19 protein-coding genes are annotated in these 18,023 nt (G+C 59.9%); 16 read left to right on the plus strand and 3 right to left on the minus strand.

Annotation, left to right across the window (positions count from 1 at the left end; genetic code table 11):
• Positions 1–94 precede the first annotated feature (94 nt).
• A complete protein-coding gene (locus tag D8U60_RS20170; protein ID WP_130900766.1) occupies positions 95–775 on the minus strand; it encodes an alpha/beta family hydrolase in 681 nt (226 codons plus the stop codon).
• A gap of 92 nt (positions 776–867) precedes the next feature.
• Between D8U60_RS20170 and ccoN (D8U60_RS20175) the strand changes: the two genes are divergently transcribed.
• From ccoN (D8U60_RS20175) to D8U60_RS20220, 10 genes are all read left to right on the plus strand, one after another.
• Positions 868–2,292 (plus strand): cytochrome-c oxidase, cbb3-type subunit I, encoded by a 1,425-nt coding sequence (gene ccoN, locus D8U60_RS20175; protein WP_024012337.1) that lies wholly within the window; start codon positions 868–870, stop codon positions 2,290–2,292.
• 10 nt (positions 2,293–2,302) lie between these two features.
• Entirely contained in the window at positions 2,303–2,911 is a 609-nt protein-coding gene (gene ccoO / locus D8U60_RS20180; RefSeq protein ID WP_003223389.1) for a cytochrome-c oxidase, cbb3-type subunit II, read from the plus strand.
• Positions 2,912–2,914: 3 nt separating this feature from the next.
• Positions 2,915–3,112, plus strand: coding sequence for a cbb3-type cytochrome c oxidase subunit 3 (locus D8U60_RS20185; protein ID WP_130900767.1), 198 nt, complete (start codon positions 2,915–2,917; stop codon positions 3,110–3,112).
• Positions 3,109–4,065: a cytochrome-c oxidase, cbb3-type subunit III gene (gene ccoP / locus D8U60_RS20190; RefSeq protein ID WP_122611262.1), complete on the plus strand. Its 957-nt coding sequence runs from the start codon at positions 3,109–3,111 to the stop codon at positions 4,063–4,065. Before D8U60_RS20185 ends, ccoP (D8U60_RS20190) begins: the two co-directional genes overlap by 4 nt.
• 499 nt (positions 4,066–4,564) lie before the next feature.
• Complete coding sequence (gene ccoN / locus D8U60_RS20195; protein WP_024012334.1) at positions 4,565–6,007, plus strand: cytochrome-c oxidase, cbb3-type subunit I; 1,443 nt, start codon at positions 4,565–4,567, stop codon at positions 6,005–6,007.
• Entirely contained in the window at positions 6,007–6,615 is a 609-nt protein-coding gene (gene ccoO / locus D8U60_RS20200; RefSeq protein ID WP_007917161.1) for a cytochrome-c oxidase, cbb3-type subunit II, read from the plus strand. The genes ccoN (D8U60_RS20195) and ccoO (D8U60_RS20200) overlap by 1 nt, the downstream gene beginning before the upstream one ends.
• 5 nt (positions 6,616–6,620) lie before the next feature.
• A complete protein-coding gene (locus D8U60_RS20205) occupies positions 6,621–6,806 on the plus strand; it encodes a CcoQ/FixQ family Cbb3-type cytochrome c oxidase assembly chaperone (RefSeq protein ID WP_016775513.1) in 186 nt (61 codons plus the stop codon).
• Positions 6,803–7,786 (plus strand): cytochrome-c oxidase, cbb3-type subunit III, encoded by a 984-nt coding sequence (ccoP, locus tag D8U60_RS20210; protein WP_071171608.1) that lies wholly within the window; start codon positions 6,803–6,805, stop codon positions 7,784–7,786. Before D8U60_RS20205 ends, ccoP (D8U60_RS20210) begins: the two co-directional genes overlap by 4 nt.
• 525 nt (positions 7,787–8,311) lie before the next feature.
• Entirely contained in the window at positions 8,312–8,566 is a 255-nt protein-coding gene (locus D8U60_RS20215; protein ID WP_038861980.1) for a type II toxin-antitoxin system Phd/YefM family antitoxin, read from the plus strand.
• Positions 8,566–8,985 carry a type II toxin-antitoxin system VapC family toxin gene (locus tag D8U60_RS20220; RefSeq protein WP_122705779.1) on the plus strand — a complete coding sequence of 140 codons (420 nt, stop codon included), beginning with the start codon at positions 8,566–8,568 and terminating at the stop codon, positions 8,983–8,985. Before D8U60_RS20215 ends, D8U60_RS20220 begins: the two co-directional genes overlap by 1 nt.
• Positions 8,986–9,023: 38 nt before the next feature.
• Here the strand turns inward: D8U60_RS20220 and D8U60_RS20225 are convergent, their stop codons facing one another.
• Complete coding sequence (locus D8U60_RS20225) at positions 9,024–9,986, minus strand: metallophosphoesterase (RefSeq protein WP_241663559.1); 963 nt, start codon at positions 9,984–9,986, stop codon at positions 9,024–9,026.
• 519 nt (positions 9,987–10,505) lie between these two features.
• Between D8U60_RS20225 and ccoG the strand changes: the two genes are divergently transcribed.
• From ccoG to hemN, 6 genes are all read left to right on the plus strand, one after another.
• Positions 10,506–11,921 (plus strand): cytochrome c oxidase accessory protein CcoG, encoded by a 1,416-nt coding sequence (gene ccoG / locus D8U60_RS20230; protein ID WP_016773872.1) that lies wholly within the window; start codon positions 10,506–10,508, stop codon positions 11,919–11,921.
• A 13-nt stretch (positions 11,922–11,934) separates the two neighbouring features.
• Positions 11,935–12,474, plus strand: coding sequence for a FixH family protein (locus tag D8U60_RS20235; protein ID WP_056784237.1), 540 nt, complete (start codon positions 11,935–11,937; stop codon positions 12,472–12,474).
• Positions 12,475–12,611: 137 nt separating this feature from the next.
• Positions 12,612–15,062 carry a heavy metal translocating P-type ATPase gene (locus D8U60_RS20245; protein WP_130900770.1) on the plus strand — a complete coding sequence of 817 codons (2,451 nt, stop codon included), beginning with the start codon at positions 12,612–12,614 and terminating at the stop codon, positions 15,060–15,062.
• A 23-nt stretch (positions 15,063–15,085) separates the two neighbouring features.
• Positions 15,086–15,298 carry a cbb3-type cytochrome oxidase assembly protein CcoS gene (gene ccoS / locus D8U60_RS20250; RefSeq protein ID WP_039763029.1) on the plus strand — a complete coding sequence of 71 codons (213 nt, stop codon included), beginning with the start codon at positions 15,086–15,088 and terminating at the stop codon, positions 15,296–15,298.
• Positions 15,291–15,974 (plus strand): sulfite exporter TauE/SafE family protein, encoded by a 684-nt coding sequence (locus D8U60_RS20255; protein ID WP_130900771.1) that lies wholly within the window; start codon positions 15,291–15,293, stop codon positions 15,972–15,974. The genes ccoS and D8U60_RS20255 overlap by 8 nt, the downstream gene beginning before the upstream one ends.
• Positions 15,975–16,143: 169 nt before the next feature.
• Entirely contained in the window at positions 16,144–17,526 is a 1,383-nt protein-coding gene (gene hemN, locus D8U60_RS20260; RefSeq protein WP_130900772.1) for an oxygen-independent coproporphyrinogen III oxidase, read from the plus strand.
• Here hemN and D8U60_RS20265 read toward each other — a convergent pair.
• Positions 17,523–18,005, minus strand: coding sequence for a hypothetical protein (locus tag D8U60_RS20265; protein ID WP_122611258.1), 483 nt, complete (start codon positions 18,003–18,005; stop codon positions 17,523–17,525). The two genes, hemN and D8U60_RS20265, sit on opposite strands and share 4 nt — an antisense overlap.
• Positions 18,006–18,023 lie beyond the last annotated feature (18 nt).

Raw genomic sequence — 18,023 nt, forward strand, 5'->3', positions numbered from 1 at the left:
CCCTAACCCTCCCGAAACGTCGGACCGCCCCCAAGGGGGCGAGGGGGAAAGGGAGCCGATCTTCATGCAACGCAAAATCCGGCCCGACTCAAAATCAGTCACGGAGAAATTCAGCCACCTTCTGCGCAGCACCCGCCAAATGATCGGAGTGCGTAAACCCAGAAACCTTCAGCGGCTTCAAATCATGATCCCCTGCCGCCAGCCAAGTCACCTCAATACTCGGTGACAAGCTGTAAGCCGCAACCGCCTCGCGATTCCCCAGAGCATCCCGCTCCCCCTGCACAATCAACGTCCGCGTCTTCAACCCAGCCAAATGCTCAACCCGCGGCTTCTCCGGCTTCCCAGCCGCATAAAACGGATACCCCAGACATACCAACGCATCCACCCCCAACTCATCCGCCACCAGACTCGCCATCCGCCCGCCCATCGACTTGCCGCCAACCGCCAAAACCCCAGCGACATGACGCCGCACAAGCGCAAACACCTCCCGCCAGCAATCCAACAGTTTCGGCGCAGGATTCGGCGGCCGCTTCACCCCATCCACCCGCCGCTGCGCCATATACGGAAACTCAAAGCGCAACACGTTGACCCCAAGCCCGGCAAGGCGCCTAGCCATGTCGTTCATCCACTCGCTGTCCATCGGCGCCCCCGCCCCGTGGGCCAGAATCAGCGTTGCCGAAGCCTCACCAACAGCGGCATCCCATAGCCACCCATGATCGAGCACACACTGCGCCCATTGATCCCCGTCAATACTGGCCTTGTGCTGTTTGTCCATGCTTGCCTCGCTTTTAGTCTGCCTATAACTCCAGGCGAAGGATTCGCGTCGTTTGCGCGCGCTCACTTCGGCTGAACCGTGGATGGGGAACCATGAACACTTCTATCAGTACCGCCTACAACTACAAGGTGGTCCGCCAATTCGCCATTATGACGGTGGTGTGGGGCATCGTCGGCATGGGCCTCGGGGTTTTTCTCGCGGCGCAATTGGTCTGGCCGGAACTCAACTTCAATTTGCCCTGGACCAGTTTCGGCCGTCTGCGCCCGCTGCACACCAACGCGGTGATCTTCGCCTTCGGTGGCTGCGCGCTGTTCGCCAGCTCTTTTTATTCGGTGCAACGCACCTGCCAGACGCAATTGTTCGCGCCGCAAATCGCCGCGTTCTGCTTCTGGGGCTGGCAGTTGGTGATCCTGTTGGCGGCGATCAGCCTGCCGCTGGGTTACACCAGCTCCAAGGAATACGCCGAACTGGAATGGCCGATCGACATCCTGATCACCATCGTCTGGGTCGCCTATGCGATCGTGTTCTTCGGCACGATCATGCAGCGCAAAACCAAACACATCTATGTGGGCAACTGGTTCTTCGGCGCGTTCATCATCACCGTGGCGATCCTGCACATCGTCAACAACCTCGAGTTGCCGGTGAGTTTCACCAAGTCCTACTCGGTGTACGCCGGTGCAACCGACGCCATGGTGCAGTGGTGGTACGGCCACAACGCTGTGGGCTTTTTCCTCACCGCCGGCTTCCTCGGCATGATGTATTACTTCGTGCCGAAACAGGCCGAGCGTCCGGTGTATTCCTATCGCCTGTCGATCGTGCACTTCTGGGCGCTGATCACCCTGTACATCTGGGCCGGCCCGCACCACCTGCACTACACCGCGCTGCCGGACTGGGCGCAATCGCTGGGCATGGTGATGTCGCTGATCCTGCTGGCACCGAGCTGGGGCGGCATGATCAACGGCATGATGACCCTCTCGGGCGCGTGGCATAAGTTGCGCAGCGACCCGATCCTGCGTTTCCTCGTGGTGTCGCTGGCGTTCTACGGCATGTCGACCTTCGAAGGCCCGATGATGGCCATCAAGACGGTAAACGCCCTCTCCCACTACACCGACTGGACCATCGGCCACGTTCACGCCGGCGCGCTCGGCTGGGTGGCGATGATTTCGATCGGCGCGCTGTACCACATGATCCCGAAAATCTTCGGCAAGGCGCAGATGCACAGCGTTGGCCTGATCAACGCGCATTTCTGGCTCGCGACCATCGGCACCGTGCTCTACATCGCCTCGATGTGGGTCAACGGCATCGCCCAGGGCCTGATGTGGCGCGCAGTCAACGAGGACGGCACGCTGACCTACTCCTTCGTCGAAACCCTGGTGGCCAGCCATCCGGGCTTTGTCGTGCGGCTGATCGGCGGGGCGATTTTCTTAAGCGGCATGTTGCTGATGGCTTACAACACCTGGCGCACCGTGCGGGCCTCGCAGCCTGCCGACGTCGTCGCTGCCGCGCAGATGGCCTGAGGAGTCCGCCATGAAACACGAAACGATTGAAAAGAACGTCGGCCTGCTGATGCTGCTGATGGTGTTCGCCGTGAGCATCGGCGGCCTGACCCAGATCGTCCCGCTGTTCTTCCAGGACGTCACCAACAAACCGGTGGAAGGCATGAAGCCCTACACCGCGCTGCAACTGGAAGGCCGCGACATCTACATCCGCGAAGGCTGCGTCGGTTGCCACTCGCAGATGATCCGCCCGTTCCGCGCCGAAACCGAACGCTACGGGCACTACTCGGTTGCCGGCGAAAGCGTCTGGGATCACCCGTTCCTGTGGGGTTCGAAACGTACCGGTCCGGACCTCGCCCGGGTTGGTGCGCGCTACTCGGATGACTGGCACCGCGCGCACTTGTACAACCCGCGCAACGTTGTGCCGGAATCAAAGATGCCGGCCTATCCGTGGCTGGTCACCCAAGCGGTCGACAGCAGCCACACCGAAACCAAGCTGAAAACCATGCGCACCCTCGGCGTGCCGTACACCGACGACGACATCAGCGGCGCGGTCGCCAGCCTCAAGGGCAAGACCGAAATGGACGCCCTCGTTTCCTATCTGCAAGTGCTCGGCACTGCGATCAAGAGCAAGAGGTGAGCCATGGTCATTGAAATGAGTGCAGGCCTGATCCGCGGCCTCGGCACGGTCGTGGTGTTTATCGCCTTCGTCGGTTTGACCTTGTGGGTGTTCAACCGCAAGCGCACCCCGGAATTCGCCGAAGCGCGCCTGCTGCCGTTCGCCGACGAGCCACTATCCGAAACAATTTCAGCCCCTGAAACAAGGAGTACCCGGCCATGACCACCTTCTGGAGTACGTGGATCTGCGTACTGACCATTGGCAGCCTGATCGGCCTGACCTGGCTGCTGATCGGCACCCGTCGGGGCGAGACCAAGGGCAGCGTCGACCAGACCATGGGCCACAGCTTCGACGGCATCGAGGAGTACGACAACCCGCTGCCGCAGTGGTGGTTCATGCTGTTCGCCGGCACGCTGGTGTTCTCGGTGGGCTATCTGGTTCTGTATCCGGGCCTGGGCAACTGGAAAGGCATCCTGCCCGGTTACGAGGATGGCTGGACCGGCGTGCATGAGTGGGAAAAGGAAATGAACAAGGCGGACGCCCGGTTCGGTCCGATCTTCGCCAAATTCGCCGCCATGCCCCTGGAAGAAGTGGCCAAGGATCCGCAGGCGCTGAAAATGGGCGGTCGTCTGTTCGCCTCCAATTGCTCGGTGTGCCACGGCTCGGATGCCAAGGGCGCGTTCGGCTTCCCTAACCTTGCTGACAGCGACTGGCGCTGGGGCGGCGATGCCGAGACGATCAAGACCACCATCATGGGTGGCCGCATGGCGGCGATGCCGGCCTGGGGCGAAGTGCTCGGTGAGGCCGGGGTGAAAAACGTTGCCGCTTATGTGCGCCACGAACTGGCCGGCCTGCCGCTACCTGCCGACAGCAAGGCAGATCTGCAAGCCGGGCAACAAGCGTTCAGTACCACTTGCGTTGCCTGTCATGGCGCCACCGGCCAGGGCACTGCGGCGATGGGCGCACCCAACCTGACCCATCCGGCCGGCTTCATTTATGGCACCAGCCTGACCCAACTGGAACAGACCATCCGCCATGGTCGTCAGGGGCATATGCCAGCGCAGAACGAATTGCTAGGCAACGATAAAGTGCAATTGCTTGCCGCTTATGTGTACAGCCTTTCGAAAAATGATGAGCAATTGAGCGGCAAGCTTCAAGCTGAAAGCTCCAAGTAAAAGCAACATCTATGTATACAAATCTGTAAGCGACTTGTACCCACTTGTCGCTTGCAGCTTGCAGCTCGTAGCTGCTTCTTTTTGTCGCACCCCTCACGCCCTCTCCTTTCGGAACCCCGGATTCGGGTCTACGCTTCATCGAAGCGGACCAGATGAAGTCGGTTTCCAGATCAATCCCGAACGACGCGCGCCGTGAACCGGTTGATGGATTCGCCGCAAACGCAGGTAGATAACGGCTGTTGCGCCGATTGCCCTCAATCCCCCGATCACAACCTGTGAACGGGCACCGTTGACGGCGATCCGGATTGCGGGCTTTTTACGCGCACTGCGACATTTTGTCAGAGGCCATTTTTGACCCTACGCGGCGCATGGAAAGGCCGCAGAATCAGCGTTGGAAAGCATTGACCCAGGTCATGGCGCGTTGCAATGACCCCCTGCTTTATACATACTTGCGGCCGATTTTATCCCTATAAAAATACCCAAACCGTGGAACCTTAGAATGAGCACAGCAATCAGTCCGACTGCTTATAACTATAAGGTAGTCCGCCAGTTCGCCATCATGACGGTGGTCTGGGGGATCCTTGGCATGGGGCTCGGTGTCTTCATCGCCTCGCAACTGGTCTGGCCGGAACTGAACTTCGGTCTGCCGTGGACGAGCTTTGGACGCTTGCGCCCGTTGCACACAAACCTGGTGATTTTCGCCTTCGGCGGTTGTGCACTGTTTGCCACTTCCTACTATGTCGTGCAGCGAACCTGCCAGACGCGACTGATTTCCGACAGCCTCGCGGCCTTCACCTTCTGGGGCTGGCAAGCGGTCATCGTCGGCGCAATCATTACCTTGCCGCTGGGTTACACCACCACCAAGGAATACGCCGAGCTGGAATGGCCGATCGCCATTTTGCTGGCAATTGTCTGGGTCACTTACGGTCTGGTGTTCTTCGGCACCATCACCAAGCGCAAAACCAAGCACATCTACGTTGGCAACTGGTTCTACGGCGCGTTCATCGTCGTCACCGCGATGCTGCACATCGTCAACCACATGTCGCTGCCGGTCAGCCTGTTCAAGTCGTATTCGGCTTACTCCGGTGCCACTGACGCGATGATCCAGTGGTGGTACGGCCACAACGCGGTGGGTTTCTTCCTGACCACCGGTTTCCTCGGGATGATGTACTACTTCGTGCCGAAACAGGCCGAACGCCCGATCTATTCCTATCGTCTGTCGATCGTGCACTTCTGGGCGCTGATCACCCTGTACATCTGGGCCGGCCCGCACCACCTGCACTACACCGCCCTGCCGGACTGGGCACAATCGCTGGGCATGGCGATGTCGATCATCCTCCTGGCGCCAAGCTGGGGCGGCATGATCAACGGCATGATGACCCTGTCGGGCGCCTGGCATAAGTTGCGCACCGACCCGATCCTGCGCTTCCTCGTGGTGTCGCTGGCGTTCTACGGCATGTCGACCTTCGAAGGGCCGATGATGGCGATCAAGACCGTCAACTCGCTCTCGCACTACACCGACTGGACCATCGGCCACGTACACGCCGGCGCCCTCGGTTGGGTAGCGATGATCTCGATCGGCGCGATCTACCACATGATTCCGAAACTGTTCGGCCGGGCGCAAATGCACAGCACCGGGCTGATCAATGCGCACTTCTGGCTTGCCACTATCGGCACCGTGCTCTACATCGCCTCGATGTGGGTCAACGGCATCACCCAGGGCCTGATGTGGCGTGCAATCAACGATGACGGCACCCTCACCTACTCGTTCGTCGAAGCGCTGCAGGCCAGCCACCCGGGCTTCATCGTCCGCGCGCTGGGCGGTGCTTTCTTTGCCAGCGGCATGCTGCTGATGGCTTACAACGTGTACCGCACCGTTCGTGCGTCGGATCCGGTTGAAGCCGAAGCCGCCGCCAAGATTGCCGTCGTTGGAGCTCACTGATGAAGCATGAAGCTGTCGAGAAGAATATTGGCCTGCTGGCCTTCTTCATGGTCATCGCCGTCAGCGTCGGTGGCCTGACCCAAATCGTTCCGCTGTTCTTCCAGGACGTCACCAACAAGCCGGTCGAGGGCATGAAGCCGCGCTCGGCGCTGGAACTGGAAGGCCGCGACGTGTACATCGCCAACGGTTGTGTCGGCTGCCACTCGCAGATGATCCGTCCGTTCCGCGCTGAAACCGAACGCTACGGCCACTATTCGGTTGCCGGTGAAAGCGTCTGGGACCACCCGTTCCTGTGGGGTTCCAAACGTACCGGTCCGGACCTGGCCCGCGTGGGCGGTCGTTACTCCGATGACTGGCAACGTGCGCACTTGTACAACCCGCGCAACGTGGTCCCCGAGTCGAAAATGCCGGCTTACCCGTTCCTCGTGGAAAACAAGCTCGACGGCAAGGAAACCGCGAAAAAAATGGAAGTCTTGCGCACCCTCGGCGTGCCTTACACCGACGAAGACATCGCCGGTGCACAGGATGCCGTGAAGGGCAAAACCGAAATGGACGCGCTGGTGGCCTATCTGCAAGGCCTGGGCACCATCATCAAAAGCAAACGGTGAATCTGATGGATATCGGGATGATTCGAGGCCTGGGCACCGTGGTCGTGATGGTGGCCTTCATCGGTCTGGCCTTGTGGGTGTTCAGCCCCAAGCGCAAGTCGGAATTCGACGATGCGACCATGCTGCCTTTTGCCGATGATCCCGAAGCCATCAAGCACGTCGAGCAAGCTTCTAGGAGTAACAAAGAATGACTACATTCTGGAGTCTGTACGTCACAGTCCTCAGTCTCGGTACGATCTTCGCCCTGACCTGGCTGCTGCTGTCGACCCGCAAGGGCCAGCGTAGCGAACAGACGGACGAGACGGTCGGCCACTCCTTCGACGGGATCGAGGAGTACGACAACCCGCTGCCGAAATGGTGGTTCATGCTGTTCGTCGGCACCATCATTTTTGCCCTGGGTTATCTGGTGCTGTACCCGGGTCTGGGCAACTGGAAAGGTCTGCTGCCGGGCTACAACTATCTGGATACCGAGAAGCAGACCGCGTTCGCCAACGGCCAGACCGGCTGGACCGGCGTCCACGAGTGGGAAAAGGAAATGGCCCGTTCGGACGCTCGCTTCGGTCCGATTTTCGCCAAGTTCGCGGCGATGCCGATCGAAGAAGTCGCCAAGGATCCGCAAGCACTGAAGATGGGCGGCCGTCTGTTCGCGTCCAACTGCTCGGTGTGCCACGGTTCCGACGCCAAGGGCGCCTATGGCTTCCCCAACCTGACCGACGCCGACTGGCGCTGGGGCGGTGAGCCGGAAACCATCAAGACCACCATCATGGGCGGTCGCCACGCGGTGATGCCGGCGTGGGCTGAAGTGATCGGCGAGCAAGGCGTGGCCGATGTGGCTGCCTACGTGGTGACCAACCTCGATGGCCGTAAATTGCCGGAAGGCACCAAGGCCGACCCGGCCAACGGCCAGAAACTCTTCGCCGCCAACTGCGTGGCTTGCCACGGCCCTGCCGGTAAAGGCACCCCGGCCATGGGCGCGCCTGACCTGACACACCCGGGCGCATTCATCTACGGCTCGAGCTTCGCGCAACTGCAGCAAACCATCCGCTACGGCCGTCAGGGCCAGATGCCGGCGCAGGAACAACTGCAGGGCAACGACAAGGTGCACCTGCTGGCGGCGTATGTTTACAGCCTGTCCCATGGTGAAAAAGCGCCGGAGGCAAAGGCTGAGTAAAGCCAACGCTTGAAGCAAAAAAGGCCCCGCCAATGAGAATTGGCGGGGCCTTTTTGCATGCTGGCATTCATGACTCGAAACGCTTGCTCAATGGATCTGAGCTGATAAACACGGTAGGTTTTTTTCGCCCCGATAAACCATATCGGACTACTTCAAGGATGAAGCCCCAATGTCGAAAGATGACCAAAGCACACTGCAAAATCAGCCTCAATCCGGCTCTACCCATAGGGCAGGGTTCGAACGATCATCTGTGAAACCGTTACTCGAGGTATCGCAGAAAACCATGAACAGCCCCGGTAACGGTGGCGGACTCGACGGCCTCGGCGGCGGTAGATTGCTCTGAAAAGGACAGCAAAAACACCGATTTACGCCCTATATCCAGCGCCTCACGCCTTGGCGGGAGGCGCCTTCGCCGGTGCCCTTATGAAAGCGACAAACCGATCGTCCTCTACCCGCCTTTCCGATTGCGGGGGAAATCTTAAGGTAGTAACGTTCCTACATCAGAATTTCAGGAGGCCAAACATGATGGCCATCACCACTATTTCCAGCCGCGAGTTCAACCAGGACACCAGTGCAGCCAAAAAAGCCACGCATCAAGGTCCAGTGATCATTACTGACCGAGGCAGGCCTGCCCACGTGTTGCTCAGCATCGAGGAGTACCAGAAACTGACCGGTTGCCAGACCAGCATCGTTGAGCTACTGGCGATGCCGGATGCGCTTGAAATCGAATTCGAACCCGAGCGCGCCGTCATCACTCCTCGCAGCGTGGACCTTTCCTGATGTTTCTACTGGATACCAATGTAGTTTCCGAGTTGCGCAAAAACCAAGCCGACAGGCATGTGGTGAAATGGGCAAACAGCATTTCCCCAGCCAGCCTGTATCTATCCGCAATCACTGTGCTGGAACTGGAAACGGGCGTCCTGCGTATCGAACGTCGTGACCCTTCACAAGGCCAGCTGCTGCGCAACTGGCTGGAACATCACGTCAAACCGGCGTTCTCTGGCAGAATCCTGCCGGTCGATAGCAGCGTCGCCACCCGGTGCGCACGATTGCATGTTCCCGACCGCAGCAATGAATGCGACGCCTTGATCGCCGCCACCGCGCTTGTACACGGGCTTACGCTGGTAACTCGCAACATTGCGGACTTCCAACACAGCGGCGTCAATCTGATCAACCCATGGATCGCTGCCAACACCTGATTGATGAAGACCCCGCCCTATCAGCGGCGGGGCTTTTGTCAGGGGCGTTGGGCGAAGATTGAATGCACCACAGTGGTGTCGATCAACGTTCGATTGCGCCATTGGTTGTTCTTCACCAGGTACACCTGGAGTTGCTTGCGATCCTCAGTGAAACTGGCAATCAGATAGGTTTGCTGAGAGGTACTGCCACTCAGGTACATGGGCACGTTACCTTGCTGATAGGCATCACCTCCGTCCTCGTGCAAATGGCCGGCAAAAATCGCTGTCACTCGATATTTGTTAACCATGTCGTAGAAGCGTTTCTGTTGCGCCTGGCTTCCCATGTGGTTCAACGGTTTATGCATGTTGATGATGATGGCGTAGCCCGACGCTCGCGCCAGCCTGAGATCCGTCTCGAGCCAATCCAGCGCATCGTTGATTTCGAACGTCGTCGGGTTCAATGGATGAGCAATCCGGGCGGTATAGGTCGGTTCGTTGTTGAGCTGAACCATATGCACTTCGCCGATATTTTTCGAATAGGCGAGACTGCCCGAATAGGTCTTGCTCAGAAAGCCACTGGTAATCTTCAGATCAAAGTTATCGACCTTACCTTCATGATGCTCCTTGAACTCGACGATACTTCCTGCCGCACAGCTATTGCTAAAGCAATCATCGACATTGTTTTCATAGTCGTGATTACCAAGCCCGTAGAGATATTCGCCCTTGAAATATTTATCCAGCAGATCCTTCATGAACGAGCGCTGCCAGCCATGCCCGAATGCGGTTATATCACCATTGATCATCAAGGGAACCTGCGCTTGAGAACCGTGTTGATTTCTAAATTCGGCAATGCTCGCAAGTTGGGTTTCCACCAGCCATTTCGAGCGTTCCTTGAATTCGGAATCGGATTCGGGGATGCGGCGATCGGTCTTGTCCGTCCACGGATATTGAGTATCTGAAGCAAACACCATGTGTTTCGGCATGTCAGTAGTGGCCTGAACGGTAATAGCCGAAGCTAACATCCAGGCACCCACAAAGATGCTCTTGAGATTATTCAAATTCATGCTTTTAAATTCCATTTAAGTTAACTATCAATACGCAAAAGAATTTCGCGAGAGCAAAACTTATGCGAACACAGCTAAAACTTCAAAGCATTCACAAACAACAATCAAGTTTATATGTTTCAACCCCGATAACTTGCAACATGCAGCCCAATTCAAATCCGCGGCCTCTTGAAGCCGCAGTGGCAATAACGGACGATTTGTCGTTCAACTTGCGACATCGACGGTTGTTGCTTGAACAAGCGATTGAAAAGATGAACTAGCCGCTTCGGCAAAAGCGTCCATACTCAACAAGTCAATTGATCTGCGTCAGGCTTTTGCGCAATCGCTACACCATCCGCATTTTTTACCCAACGCGACCAAAGGTCGCACCCTTGAGCCAGAGCGGCAGGCGTATCATCACGCTACTGCAACAGCCCTTTTTGACTTCGGTTGGCACGTATCGACCGAGGCATTTTTCCACTGCCGTGGGATGCAATGATGAGCAATCAGATTCCGGTACACGACGTCACGCCGCCGAGCAAGAACGCGAACAACAGCGTCGATCTTTATGCCTCACGAGAAAAAATCTACACCCGGGCTTTCACCGGCCTGTTCCGCAATCTGCGGATGCTCGGCGGTGCGGCGTTGTTTCTGCTGTATTTCGGCACGGTATGGCTGAACTGGGGCGGTCACCAGGCAGTGTGGTGGAACCTGCCGGAGCGCAAGTTCTTCATCTTCGGCGCGACTTTCTGGCCACAGGATTTCATCCTGCTCTCGGGGCTGTTGATCATTGCCGCGTTCGGCCTGTTCTTCATCACCGTGTACGCCGGGCGCGTCTGGTGCGGTTATACCTGCCCGCAGAGCGTGTGGACGTGGATTTTCATGTGGTGCGAAAAGGTCACCGAAGGCGACCGCAATCAGCGCATCAAGCTCGACAAGGCGCCGATGAGCGCCAACAAATTCCTGCGCAAACTGGCCAAGCACTCGCTGTGGCTGCTGATCGGTTTTGTCACCGGCATGACCTTTGTCGGCTACTTCTCGCCGATCCGCGAACTGGTCATCGAATTTTTCACCGGTCAGGCCGATGGCTGGTCGTATTTCTGGGTCGGTTTTTTCACCCTCGCCACGTACGGCAATGCCGGCTGGTTGCGTGAGCAGGTGTGCATCTACATGTGCCCGTATGCGCGCTTCCAGAGCGTGATGTTCGACAAGGACACGCTGATCGTTTCCTACGACCCGCGCCGTGGCGAAAGCCGTGGCCCACGCAAGAAAGGCATCGACTACAAGGCGCTGGGGCTGGGCGATTGCATTGACTGCACGATGTGCGTGCAGGTCTGCCCGACCGGCATCGACATCCGCGATGGCCTGCAGATCGAGTGCATCGGCTGCGCTGCGTGCATCGATGCCTGCGACAGCATCATGGACAAGATGGATTACCCACGCGGGCTGATCAGCTACACCACCGAACACAACCTGTCGGGGCAGAAAACCCATAAACTGCGACCGCGCCTGATCGGCTACGCCGTAGTGCTGCTGGCGATGATCAGCCTGTTGGTCGCCGCGTTCTTCATGCGTTCGCTGGTCGGTTTCGACGTCAGCAAAGACCGCGTGCTGTACCGCGAAAACGCTGAAGGCCGGATCGAAAACGTCTACAGCCTGAAGATCATGAACAAGGATCAGCGCGACCACACTTACCTGCTGCAAGCCGAAGGCCTGCCGGACCTGCGCCTGCAAGGCAAGCGCGAGATCAAGGTGGCCGCCGGCGATATCGTCAGCATGCCGGTCGAGTTATCCAGCGCACCGGAACAACTGCCATCGAGCACCAACGAGGTGAAATTCATCCTCAAGGATGCCGATGACGAAAGCGTCCACGTTGAAGCCAAGAGCCGATTCATCGGCCCACAAATCCGTTGAGAGAATTTTGAACATGCCCGCTGCAAACGCCGCAAGTCCCTGGTACAAGCACCTCTGGCCGTGGATCATCATCGCGATTCTGGCCTGCTCGGTGGCCTTGACCCTGTCGATGGTGACCATCGCGGTGAACAACCCGGACAACCTGGTCAACGACAACTATTACGAAGCGGGCAAAGGCATCAACCGTTCACTGGATCGCGAGCTGCTGGCGCAAACCCTGAAGCTGCGTGCAGCGGTGCATCTGGATGATGTAACCGGGGAAGTCGATCTGCGCTTGAACGGTGACAGCCAGCCGCAAACCCTGGAACTGAACCTGATCTCGCCGACCCAGCCGGAGAAGGATCGCAAGATTGTTTTGACCCGCAGTGGCAGCGAGAGCGGGCGCTACATCGGCCAGTTGAGCGACAAGGTTGAAGGGCGACGGTTTGTCGAGTTGCTTGGCAGCCAGGATGAGCACGTGTGGCGCATGTTCGAAGAAGAGCTGGTCAGCCATGACAAGGAGCTGCTGCTGGGTGATGAGCCATTGCAGGGTGCGGAAGACCTGAAAAAATAAGCCTTTTACTCTGATCGTTCCCACGCCCTGCGTGGGAACGCAGCCAGGGACGCTCCGCGTCCCAGCCGAAGCGGACGCGGAGCGTCCGGGGAGGCATTCCCACGCGGAGCGTGGGAACGATCATCGGAACACGCACCATGACCAGTCCAACCCCCTGCTACCACTGCGCCCTGCCCGTCCCGTCCGGCAGCCGCTTCACCGCCGTCGTCCTCGGGCAGGCCCGGGAATTCTGCTGCCCGGGCTGCCAGGCGGTGGCCGAAGCCATCGTCGCCGGTAGTTTGGAAAGCTATTACCAGCATCGCAGCGAAGCCTCGGCCAATCCCGAAGCGCTGCCGGTGCAACTGACGGATGAACTGGCGCTGTACGACCGCGCCGACGTGCAGCAACCCTTCGTGCGCCACGAAGGCGATCTAGCCGAAACCACCCTGTTGATGGAAGGCATCAGTTGCGCCGCTTGCGGCTGGCTGATCGAGAAACACCTGCGCACCCTGCCCGCCGTCGCCGAAGCGCGGTTGAACCTGTCCAACCATCGCCTGCACGTACGCTGGGCCGATGCACAACTGCCGCTGAGCCAGATCCTCGCCGAGCTGCGCCACATCGGTTACGCCGCCCACCCGTACCAGTCCGATCGCGCCAGCGAACAACTGGCCAGCGAGAATCGCCTGGCCCTGCGCCAACTCGGCGTCGCCGGTTTGCTGTGGTTTCAGGCGATGATGGCGACCATGGCTACCTGGCCGGAATTCAACATCGACCTCAGCCCGGAGCTGCACACGATCCTGCGCTGGGTCGCGCTGTTTCTCACCACACCGATCGTGTTCTACAGCTGCGCGCCGTTCTTCAAAGGCGCGATGCGCGATTTGCGCACCCGCCACCTGACCATGGACGTCTCGGTGTCGCTGGCGATCGGCAGTGCTTACATCGCCGGAATCTGGACGTCGATCACCGGGGTCGGCGAGCTGTACTTCGATGCGGTCGGCATGTTCGCGCTGTTTCTGCTCGCCGGACGCTATCTGGAACGTCGCGCCCGCGAACGCACCGCTGCCGCCACTGCGCAACTGGTCAACCTGTTGCCGGCCTCGTGCCTGCGCCTGGATAGCGATGGCCAGAGCGAACGCATCCTGCTCAGTGAGTTGCGTGTGGGCGAGCGGATTCTGGTGCAGCCAGGCTCGATTCTGCCGGCTGACGGTAAGATCATCGACGGCCAGTCGAGCATCGACGAATCGCTGCTGACTGGCGAATACCTGCCACAGCCGCGCACGCTCGGTGATGCGGTCACTGCGGGCACGCTCAATGTCGAAGGCGCATTGACCGTCGAAGTGCAGGCGCTGGGACAGGACACGCGTCTCTCCGCGATCGTGCGCCTGCTCGATCGCGCTCAGGCGGAGAAACCGCGTCTGGCAGAAATCGCCGACCGCGCCGCGCAATGGTTCCTCCTGTTGTCGCTGATCGCGGCGGCAGTGATCGGCCTGCTGTGGTGGCAGCTGGATTCCTCACGGGCATTCTGGATCGTCCTCGCCATGCTGGTGGCGACCTGTCCGTGCGCGCTGTCATTGGCGACGCCGACCGCCCTCACTGCCGCCACCGGCACCCTGCACAAACTCGGCCTGCTGCTGACACGCGGCCATGTGCTGGAAGGCTTGAACCAGATCGACACAGTGATCTTCGACAAGACCGGCACGCTCACTGAAGGTCGCTTGGTGCTGCGCTCGATTCGCCCGCTCGGCGCGCTCGACAGCGAGCAATGCCTGAGCCTTGCCGCTGCGCTGGAAAACCGTTCGGAACACCCGATTGCCCGCGCTTTCGGGCGTGCGCCGCTGGCCGCCGAGGACGTGCACAGCACACCGGGGCTGGGCCTGGAAGGCGTGGTCGGTGAGCAACGCTTGCGCATCGGTCAGGCCGAATTTGCCTGCGCCCTGAGCGGCGCGGCACTGCCGTCAATGCCTGATGAAGCCGGACAATGGTTGCTGCTCGCCGACACCCACGGGCCGCTGGCGTGGCTGGTGCTCGATGATCGCCTGCGTGACGATGCCCCCGCTCTGCTCGCGGCTTGCAAAGCGCGGGGCTGGCGCACCTTGCTGTTGTCCGGCGACAGTTCGCCGATGGTCGCCAGTGTCGCCGCCGAACTGGGCATCGACGAGGCCCGTGGCGGCTTGCGCCCCGATGACAAACTGCGAGTGCTGCAACAACTGCACAAGGAAGGGCGCAAGGTGCTGATGCTCGGCGACGGCGTCAACGACGTGCCGGTGCTGGCTGCGGCCGATATCAGCGTGGCCATGGGCTCGGCCACCGATCTGGCGAAAACCAGCGCCGATGCGGTGTTGCTGTCCAACCGCCTCGACGCCCTGGTGCAAGCCTTCACACTGGCGCGGCGCACGCGCCGGGTAATCATCGAAAACCTGCTGTGGGCAGCGCTGTACAATGGCCTCATGTTGCCGTTCGCGGCCCTCGGCTGGATCACTCCGGTGTGGGCGGCGGTCGGCATGTCGATCAGTTCGCTGACCGTGGTGCTCAACGCCCTGCGCCTGACTCGTCTGCCGAGCGCGCCGGCCGCCGGCAGCCCGACACAAACCCGCCCGCTGCCGGCCTGAGCCGCGCGGGCCTGGAGTTACCGATGCCAGCTCTCTATGTGATGATTCCCGCTGCCTTGCTCATCGTCGCCATCGCCGTGTACATCTTCTTCTGGGCGGTGGACAGCGGTCAGTACGACGACCTCGACGGCCCGGCGCACAGCATCCTTTTTGACGATCAGGATCCCAACCACACCGCCGCGGTGGACGAAGCCAACGCCGGCAAACCGGACGACAAGGCGCCGCCCCATGCTTGAACTGGCGCCCCTGCTGGTCTCGGCGCTGATTCTCGGCCTGCTCGGAGGCGGCCACTGTCTGGGTATGTGCGGCGGCCTGATGGGCGCGCTGACCCTGGCGATTCCCAAAGAGCAGCGCAGCCGGCGCTTTCATCTGCTGCTGGCGTATAACCTGGGGCGGATTCTCAGTTATGCCACGGCGGGACTGCTCATCGGCGTGGCCGGCTGGGCAGTCGCCAACAGCCCGGCGGCGCTGTTCATGCGCGTACTGGCCGGATTGCTGCTGATCGCCATGGGTTTGTACCTAGCCGGTTGGTGGAGCGGGTTGACGCGTATCGAAGCTGTAGGGCGTGGCTTGTGGCGCTTTATTCAACCGGTGGCAAATCGCTTGCTGCCGGTTTCCAGCCTGCCGCGTGCCTTGCTGCTCGGTGCGCTGTGGGGCTGGCTGCCGTGCGGGCTGGTTTACAGCACCTTGCTGTGGAGCGCGAGTCAGGGCAATGCGCTGGACAGTGCGTTGCTGATGCTCGCTTTCGGCCTCGGCACCTGGCCGGTACTGCTCGCCACCGGGCTGGCGGCTGAACGGGTGACGGCGATCTTGCGCAAACGCAGCGTGCGCATGGCGGGGGGCTTGCTGGTGATTCTGTTTGGCCTGTGGACCTTGCCCGGGCCGCATCAGCATTGGCTTATGGGTCACTAAAAGCAAAAGATCGCAGCCTTCGGCAGCTCCTACAGGAGGTCGCATTCCAAGGTAGGAGCTGCCGAAGGCTGCGAGCTTTTGACCTTGTGCTGTTGATGCAAATCAACAGCCCCATCGCCGCCCCCCGATAGACTCGCCACACTGCCAGCCTATCCGGGGGAATGCCCGCATGCTCGACGCCATTCGTTGGGACTCTGATCTGATCCGCCGCTACGATCTGGCGGGGCCACGCTACACCTCGTACCCGACCGCCGTGCAATTTCACGGTCAGGTCGGCACTTTCGACCTGTTCCATGCCCTGCGCGACAGCCGCAAGGCGCAGCGGCCGTTGTCGCTGTACGTGCATGTGCCGTTCTGCGCCAACATTTGTTACTACTGCGCTTGCAACAAGGTCATCACCAAGGACCGCGGCCGCGCGCAACCGTATCTGCAACGGCTCGAGCAGGAAATCCAGTTGATTGCCTGCCACCTCGACCCGGCGCAAACCGTCGAGCAGCTGCATTTCGGTGGCGGCACACCGACCTTTCTCAGCCACGACGAATTGCGCCAGGTGATGGCGCACCTGCGCAAGCATTTCAATCTGCTCAACGATGATTCGGGCGATTACGGCATCGAAATCGACCCCCGCGAAGCCGACTGGTCGACCATGGGCCTGCTGCGCGAACTGGGTTTCAACCGGGTCAGCATTGGCCTGCAAGACCTTGACCCGGCGGTGCAGCGCGCAGTCAATCGCCTGCAAAGCCTGGAAGAAACCCGCGCGGTGATCGATGCGGCGCGAACCCTGCAATTTCGTTCGATCAACATTGATCTGATCTACGGCCTGCCGAAGCAGACACCGGACAATTTCGCCCGCACCGTCGAGGAAGTGATCAGCCTGCAACCGGATCGCCTCTCGGTATTCAACTACGCGCACCTGCCGGAACGCTTCATGCCGCAACGGCGAATCAACAGCAGCGAACTGCCGAGCCCGGCGCACAAGCTGGAAATGCTCCAGCGCACCATCGAGCAACTGACCGCTGCCGGCTACCGCTACATCGGCATGGACCACTTCGCCCTGCCTGATGACGAACTGGCCATCGCTCAGGAAGAGCACACCCTGCAACGCAACTTCCAGGGTTACACCACCCATGGCCATTGCGACCTGATTGGTCTGGGCGTGTCGGCGATCAGCCAGATCGGCGATCTGTACTGCCAGAACAGCAGCGACCTCAACGCGTATCAGAACAGCCTGGCCAGCGCACAACTGGCGACCAGTCGCGGTCTGGTGTGCAACGCCGACGACCGCTTGCGCCGCGCAGTGATTCAGCAGCTGATCTGCAATTTCAAACTCGAGTTCGCCGAGATCGAGCAGCAGTTCAACATCGATTTTCAAGGCTACTTCGGCGCGCTCTGGCCGCAGTTGCAAGGCATGGCCGAGGATGGCCTGATCAGGTTCGAGCGCGAGCGCATCGAGGTGTTGCCGGCGGGTCGATTGCTGGTGCGCTCGGTGTGCATGGTCTTCGATGCGTACCTGGAGCAGCAGAACCGCCAGCGTTTCTCGCGAGTGATTTAAGGCTTGGTCAGCAACGAGCCGACCTTGAGGTTCTGGTCAGGATTGAGCGCCGACTGGTTCATGACTTTCGACAAGGAAAGGTTGGCGGTGATCAGGCCGCTGTTGAGGGCGGCGATGGCGCCACGTAATGCGGCGAGCTTGTTGATCTTTTCCTCGTTGGAGAGGGTTCTGTCTGACATGACCGCCGCCATGCGGGCTTTTTTCTCGATGATTTCTTTTTGGATCTTGCGAATCATCTTCAGCAACTGCTGGATGTTCTCCGGCAAGCCACTGTTGTCGATGTCACTGTTTTCGCCGCCGACAGCGGCGGATTTGGCGATGGCCGCGCCGGACAGCGACACTTTGACGCCCTCGACCAAGGTCGGGGTTGCCGCATTCGACAAGGCGTCGTCGCGGTCGATTGCAGCGTCGGGACCGGTTAGCTCCGGCGAAGCAGCAATGCCGCTGCTACCGGGGCTTAGCGTGCCAATGGCGGTCATCGGGGCCTTCCTTGGATG

Source organism: Pseudomonas sp. Sample_11, from assembly GCF_004307505.1.
Classification (GTDB): domain Bacteria; phylum Pseudomonadota; class Gammaproteobacteria; order Pseudomonadales; family Pseudomonadaceae; genus Aquipseudomonas; species Aquipseudomonas atacamensis.

What these genes read in the sequence shown, in the direction of transcription:
- D8U60_RS20170 (WP_130900766.1), bottom strand. Translation starts at nt 775, where the DNA reads ATGGACAAACAGCACAAGGCCAGTATTGACGGGGATCAATGGGCGCAG.
- ccoN (WP_024012337.1), top strand. Translation starts at nt 868, where the DNA reads ATGAACACTTCTATCAGTACCGCCTACAACTACAAGGTGGTCCGCCAA.
- ccoO (WP_003223389.1), top strand. Translation starts at nt 2,303, where the DNA reads ATGAAACACGAAACGATTGAAAAGAACGTCGGCCTGCTGATGCTGCTG.
- D8U60_RS20185 (WP_130900767.1), top strand. Translation starts at nt 2,915, where the DNA reads ATGGTCATTGAAATGAGTGCAGGCCTGATCCGCGGCCTCGGCACGGTC.
- ccoP (WP_122611262.1), top strand. Translation starts at nt 3,109, where the DNA reads ATGACCACCTTCTGGAGTACGTGGATCTGCGTACTGACCATTGGCAGC.
- ccoN (WP_024012334.1), top strand. Translation starts at nt 4,565, where the DNA reads ATGAGCACAGCAATCAGTCCGACTGCTTATAACTATAAGGTAGTCCGC.
- ccoO (WP_007917161.1), top strand. Translation starts at nt 6,007, where the DNA reads ATGAAGCATGAAGCTGTCGAGAAGAATATTGGCCTGCTGGCCTTCTTC.
- D8U60_RS20205 (WP_016775513.1), top strand. Translation starts at nt 6,621, where the DNA reads ATGGATATCGGGATGATTCGAGGCCTGGGCACCGTGGTCGTGATGGTG.
- ccoP (WP_071171608.1), top strand. Translation starts at nt 6,803, where the DNA reads ATGACTACATTCTGGAGTCTGTACGTCACAGTCCTCAGTCTCGGTACG.
- D8U60_RS20215 (WP_038861980.1), top strand. Translation starts at nt 8,312, where the DNA reads ATGGCCATCACCACTATTTCCAGCCGCGAGTTCAACCAGGACACCAGT.
- D8U60_RS20220 (WP_122705779.1), top strand. Translation starts at nt 8,566, where the DNA reads ATGTTTCTACTGGATACCAATGTAGTTTCCGAGTTGCGCAAAAACCAA.
- D8U60_RS20225 (WP_241663559.1), bottom strand. Translation starts at nt 9,986, where the DNA reads ATGTTAGCTTCGGCTATTACCGTTCAGGCCACTACTGACATGCCGAAA.
- ccoG (WP_016773872.1), top strand. Translation starts at nt 10,506, where the DNA reads ATGAGCAATCAGATTCCGGTACACGACGTCACGCCGCCGAGCAAGAAC.
- D8U60_RS20235 (WP_056784237.1), top strand. Translation starts at nt 11,935, where the DNA reads ATGCCCGCTGCAAACGCCGCAAGTCCCTGGTACAAGCACCTCTGGCCG.
- D8U60_RS20245 (WP_130900770.1), top strand. Translation starts at nt 12,612, where the DNA reads ATGACCAGTCCAACCCCCTGCTACCACTGCGCCCTGCCCGTCCCGTCC.
- ccoS (WP_039763029.1), top strand. Translation starts at nt 15,086, where the DNA reads ATGCCAGCTCTCTATGTGATGATTCCCGCTGCCTTGCTCATCGTCGCC.
- D8U60_RS20255 (WP_130900771.1), top strand. Translation starts at nt 15,291, where the DNA reads ATGCTTGAACTGGCGCCCCTGCTGGTCTCGGCGCTGATTCTCGGCCTG.
- hemN (WP_130900772.1), top strand. Translation starts at nt 16,144, where the DNA reads ATGCTCGACGCCATTCGTTGGGACTCTGATCTGATCCGCCGCTACGAT.
- D8U60_RS20265 (WP_122611258.1), bottom strand. Translation starts at nt 18,005, where the DNA reads ATGACCGCCATTGGCACGCTAAGCCCCGGTAGCAGCGGCATTGCTGCT.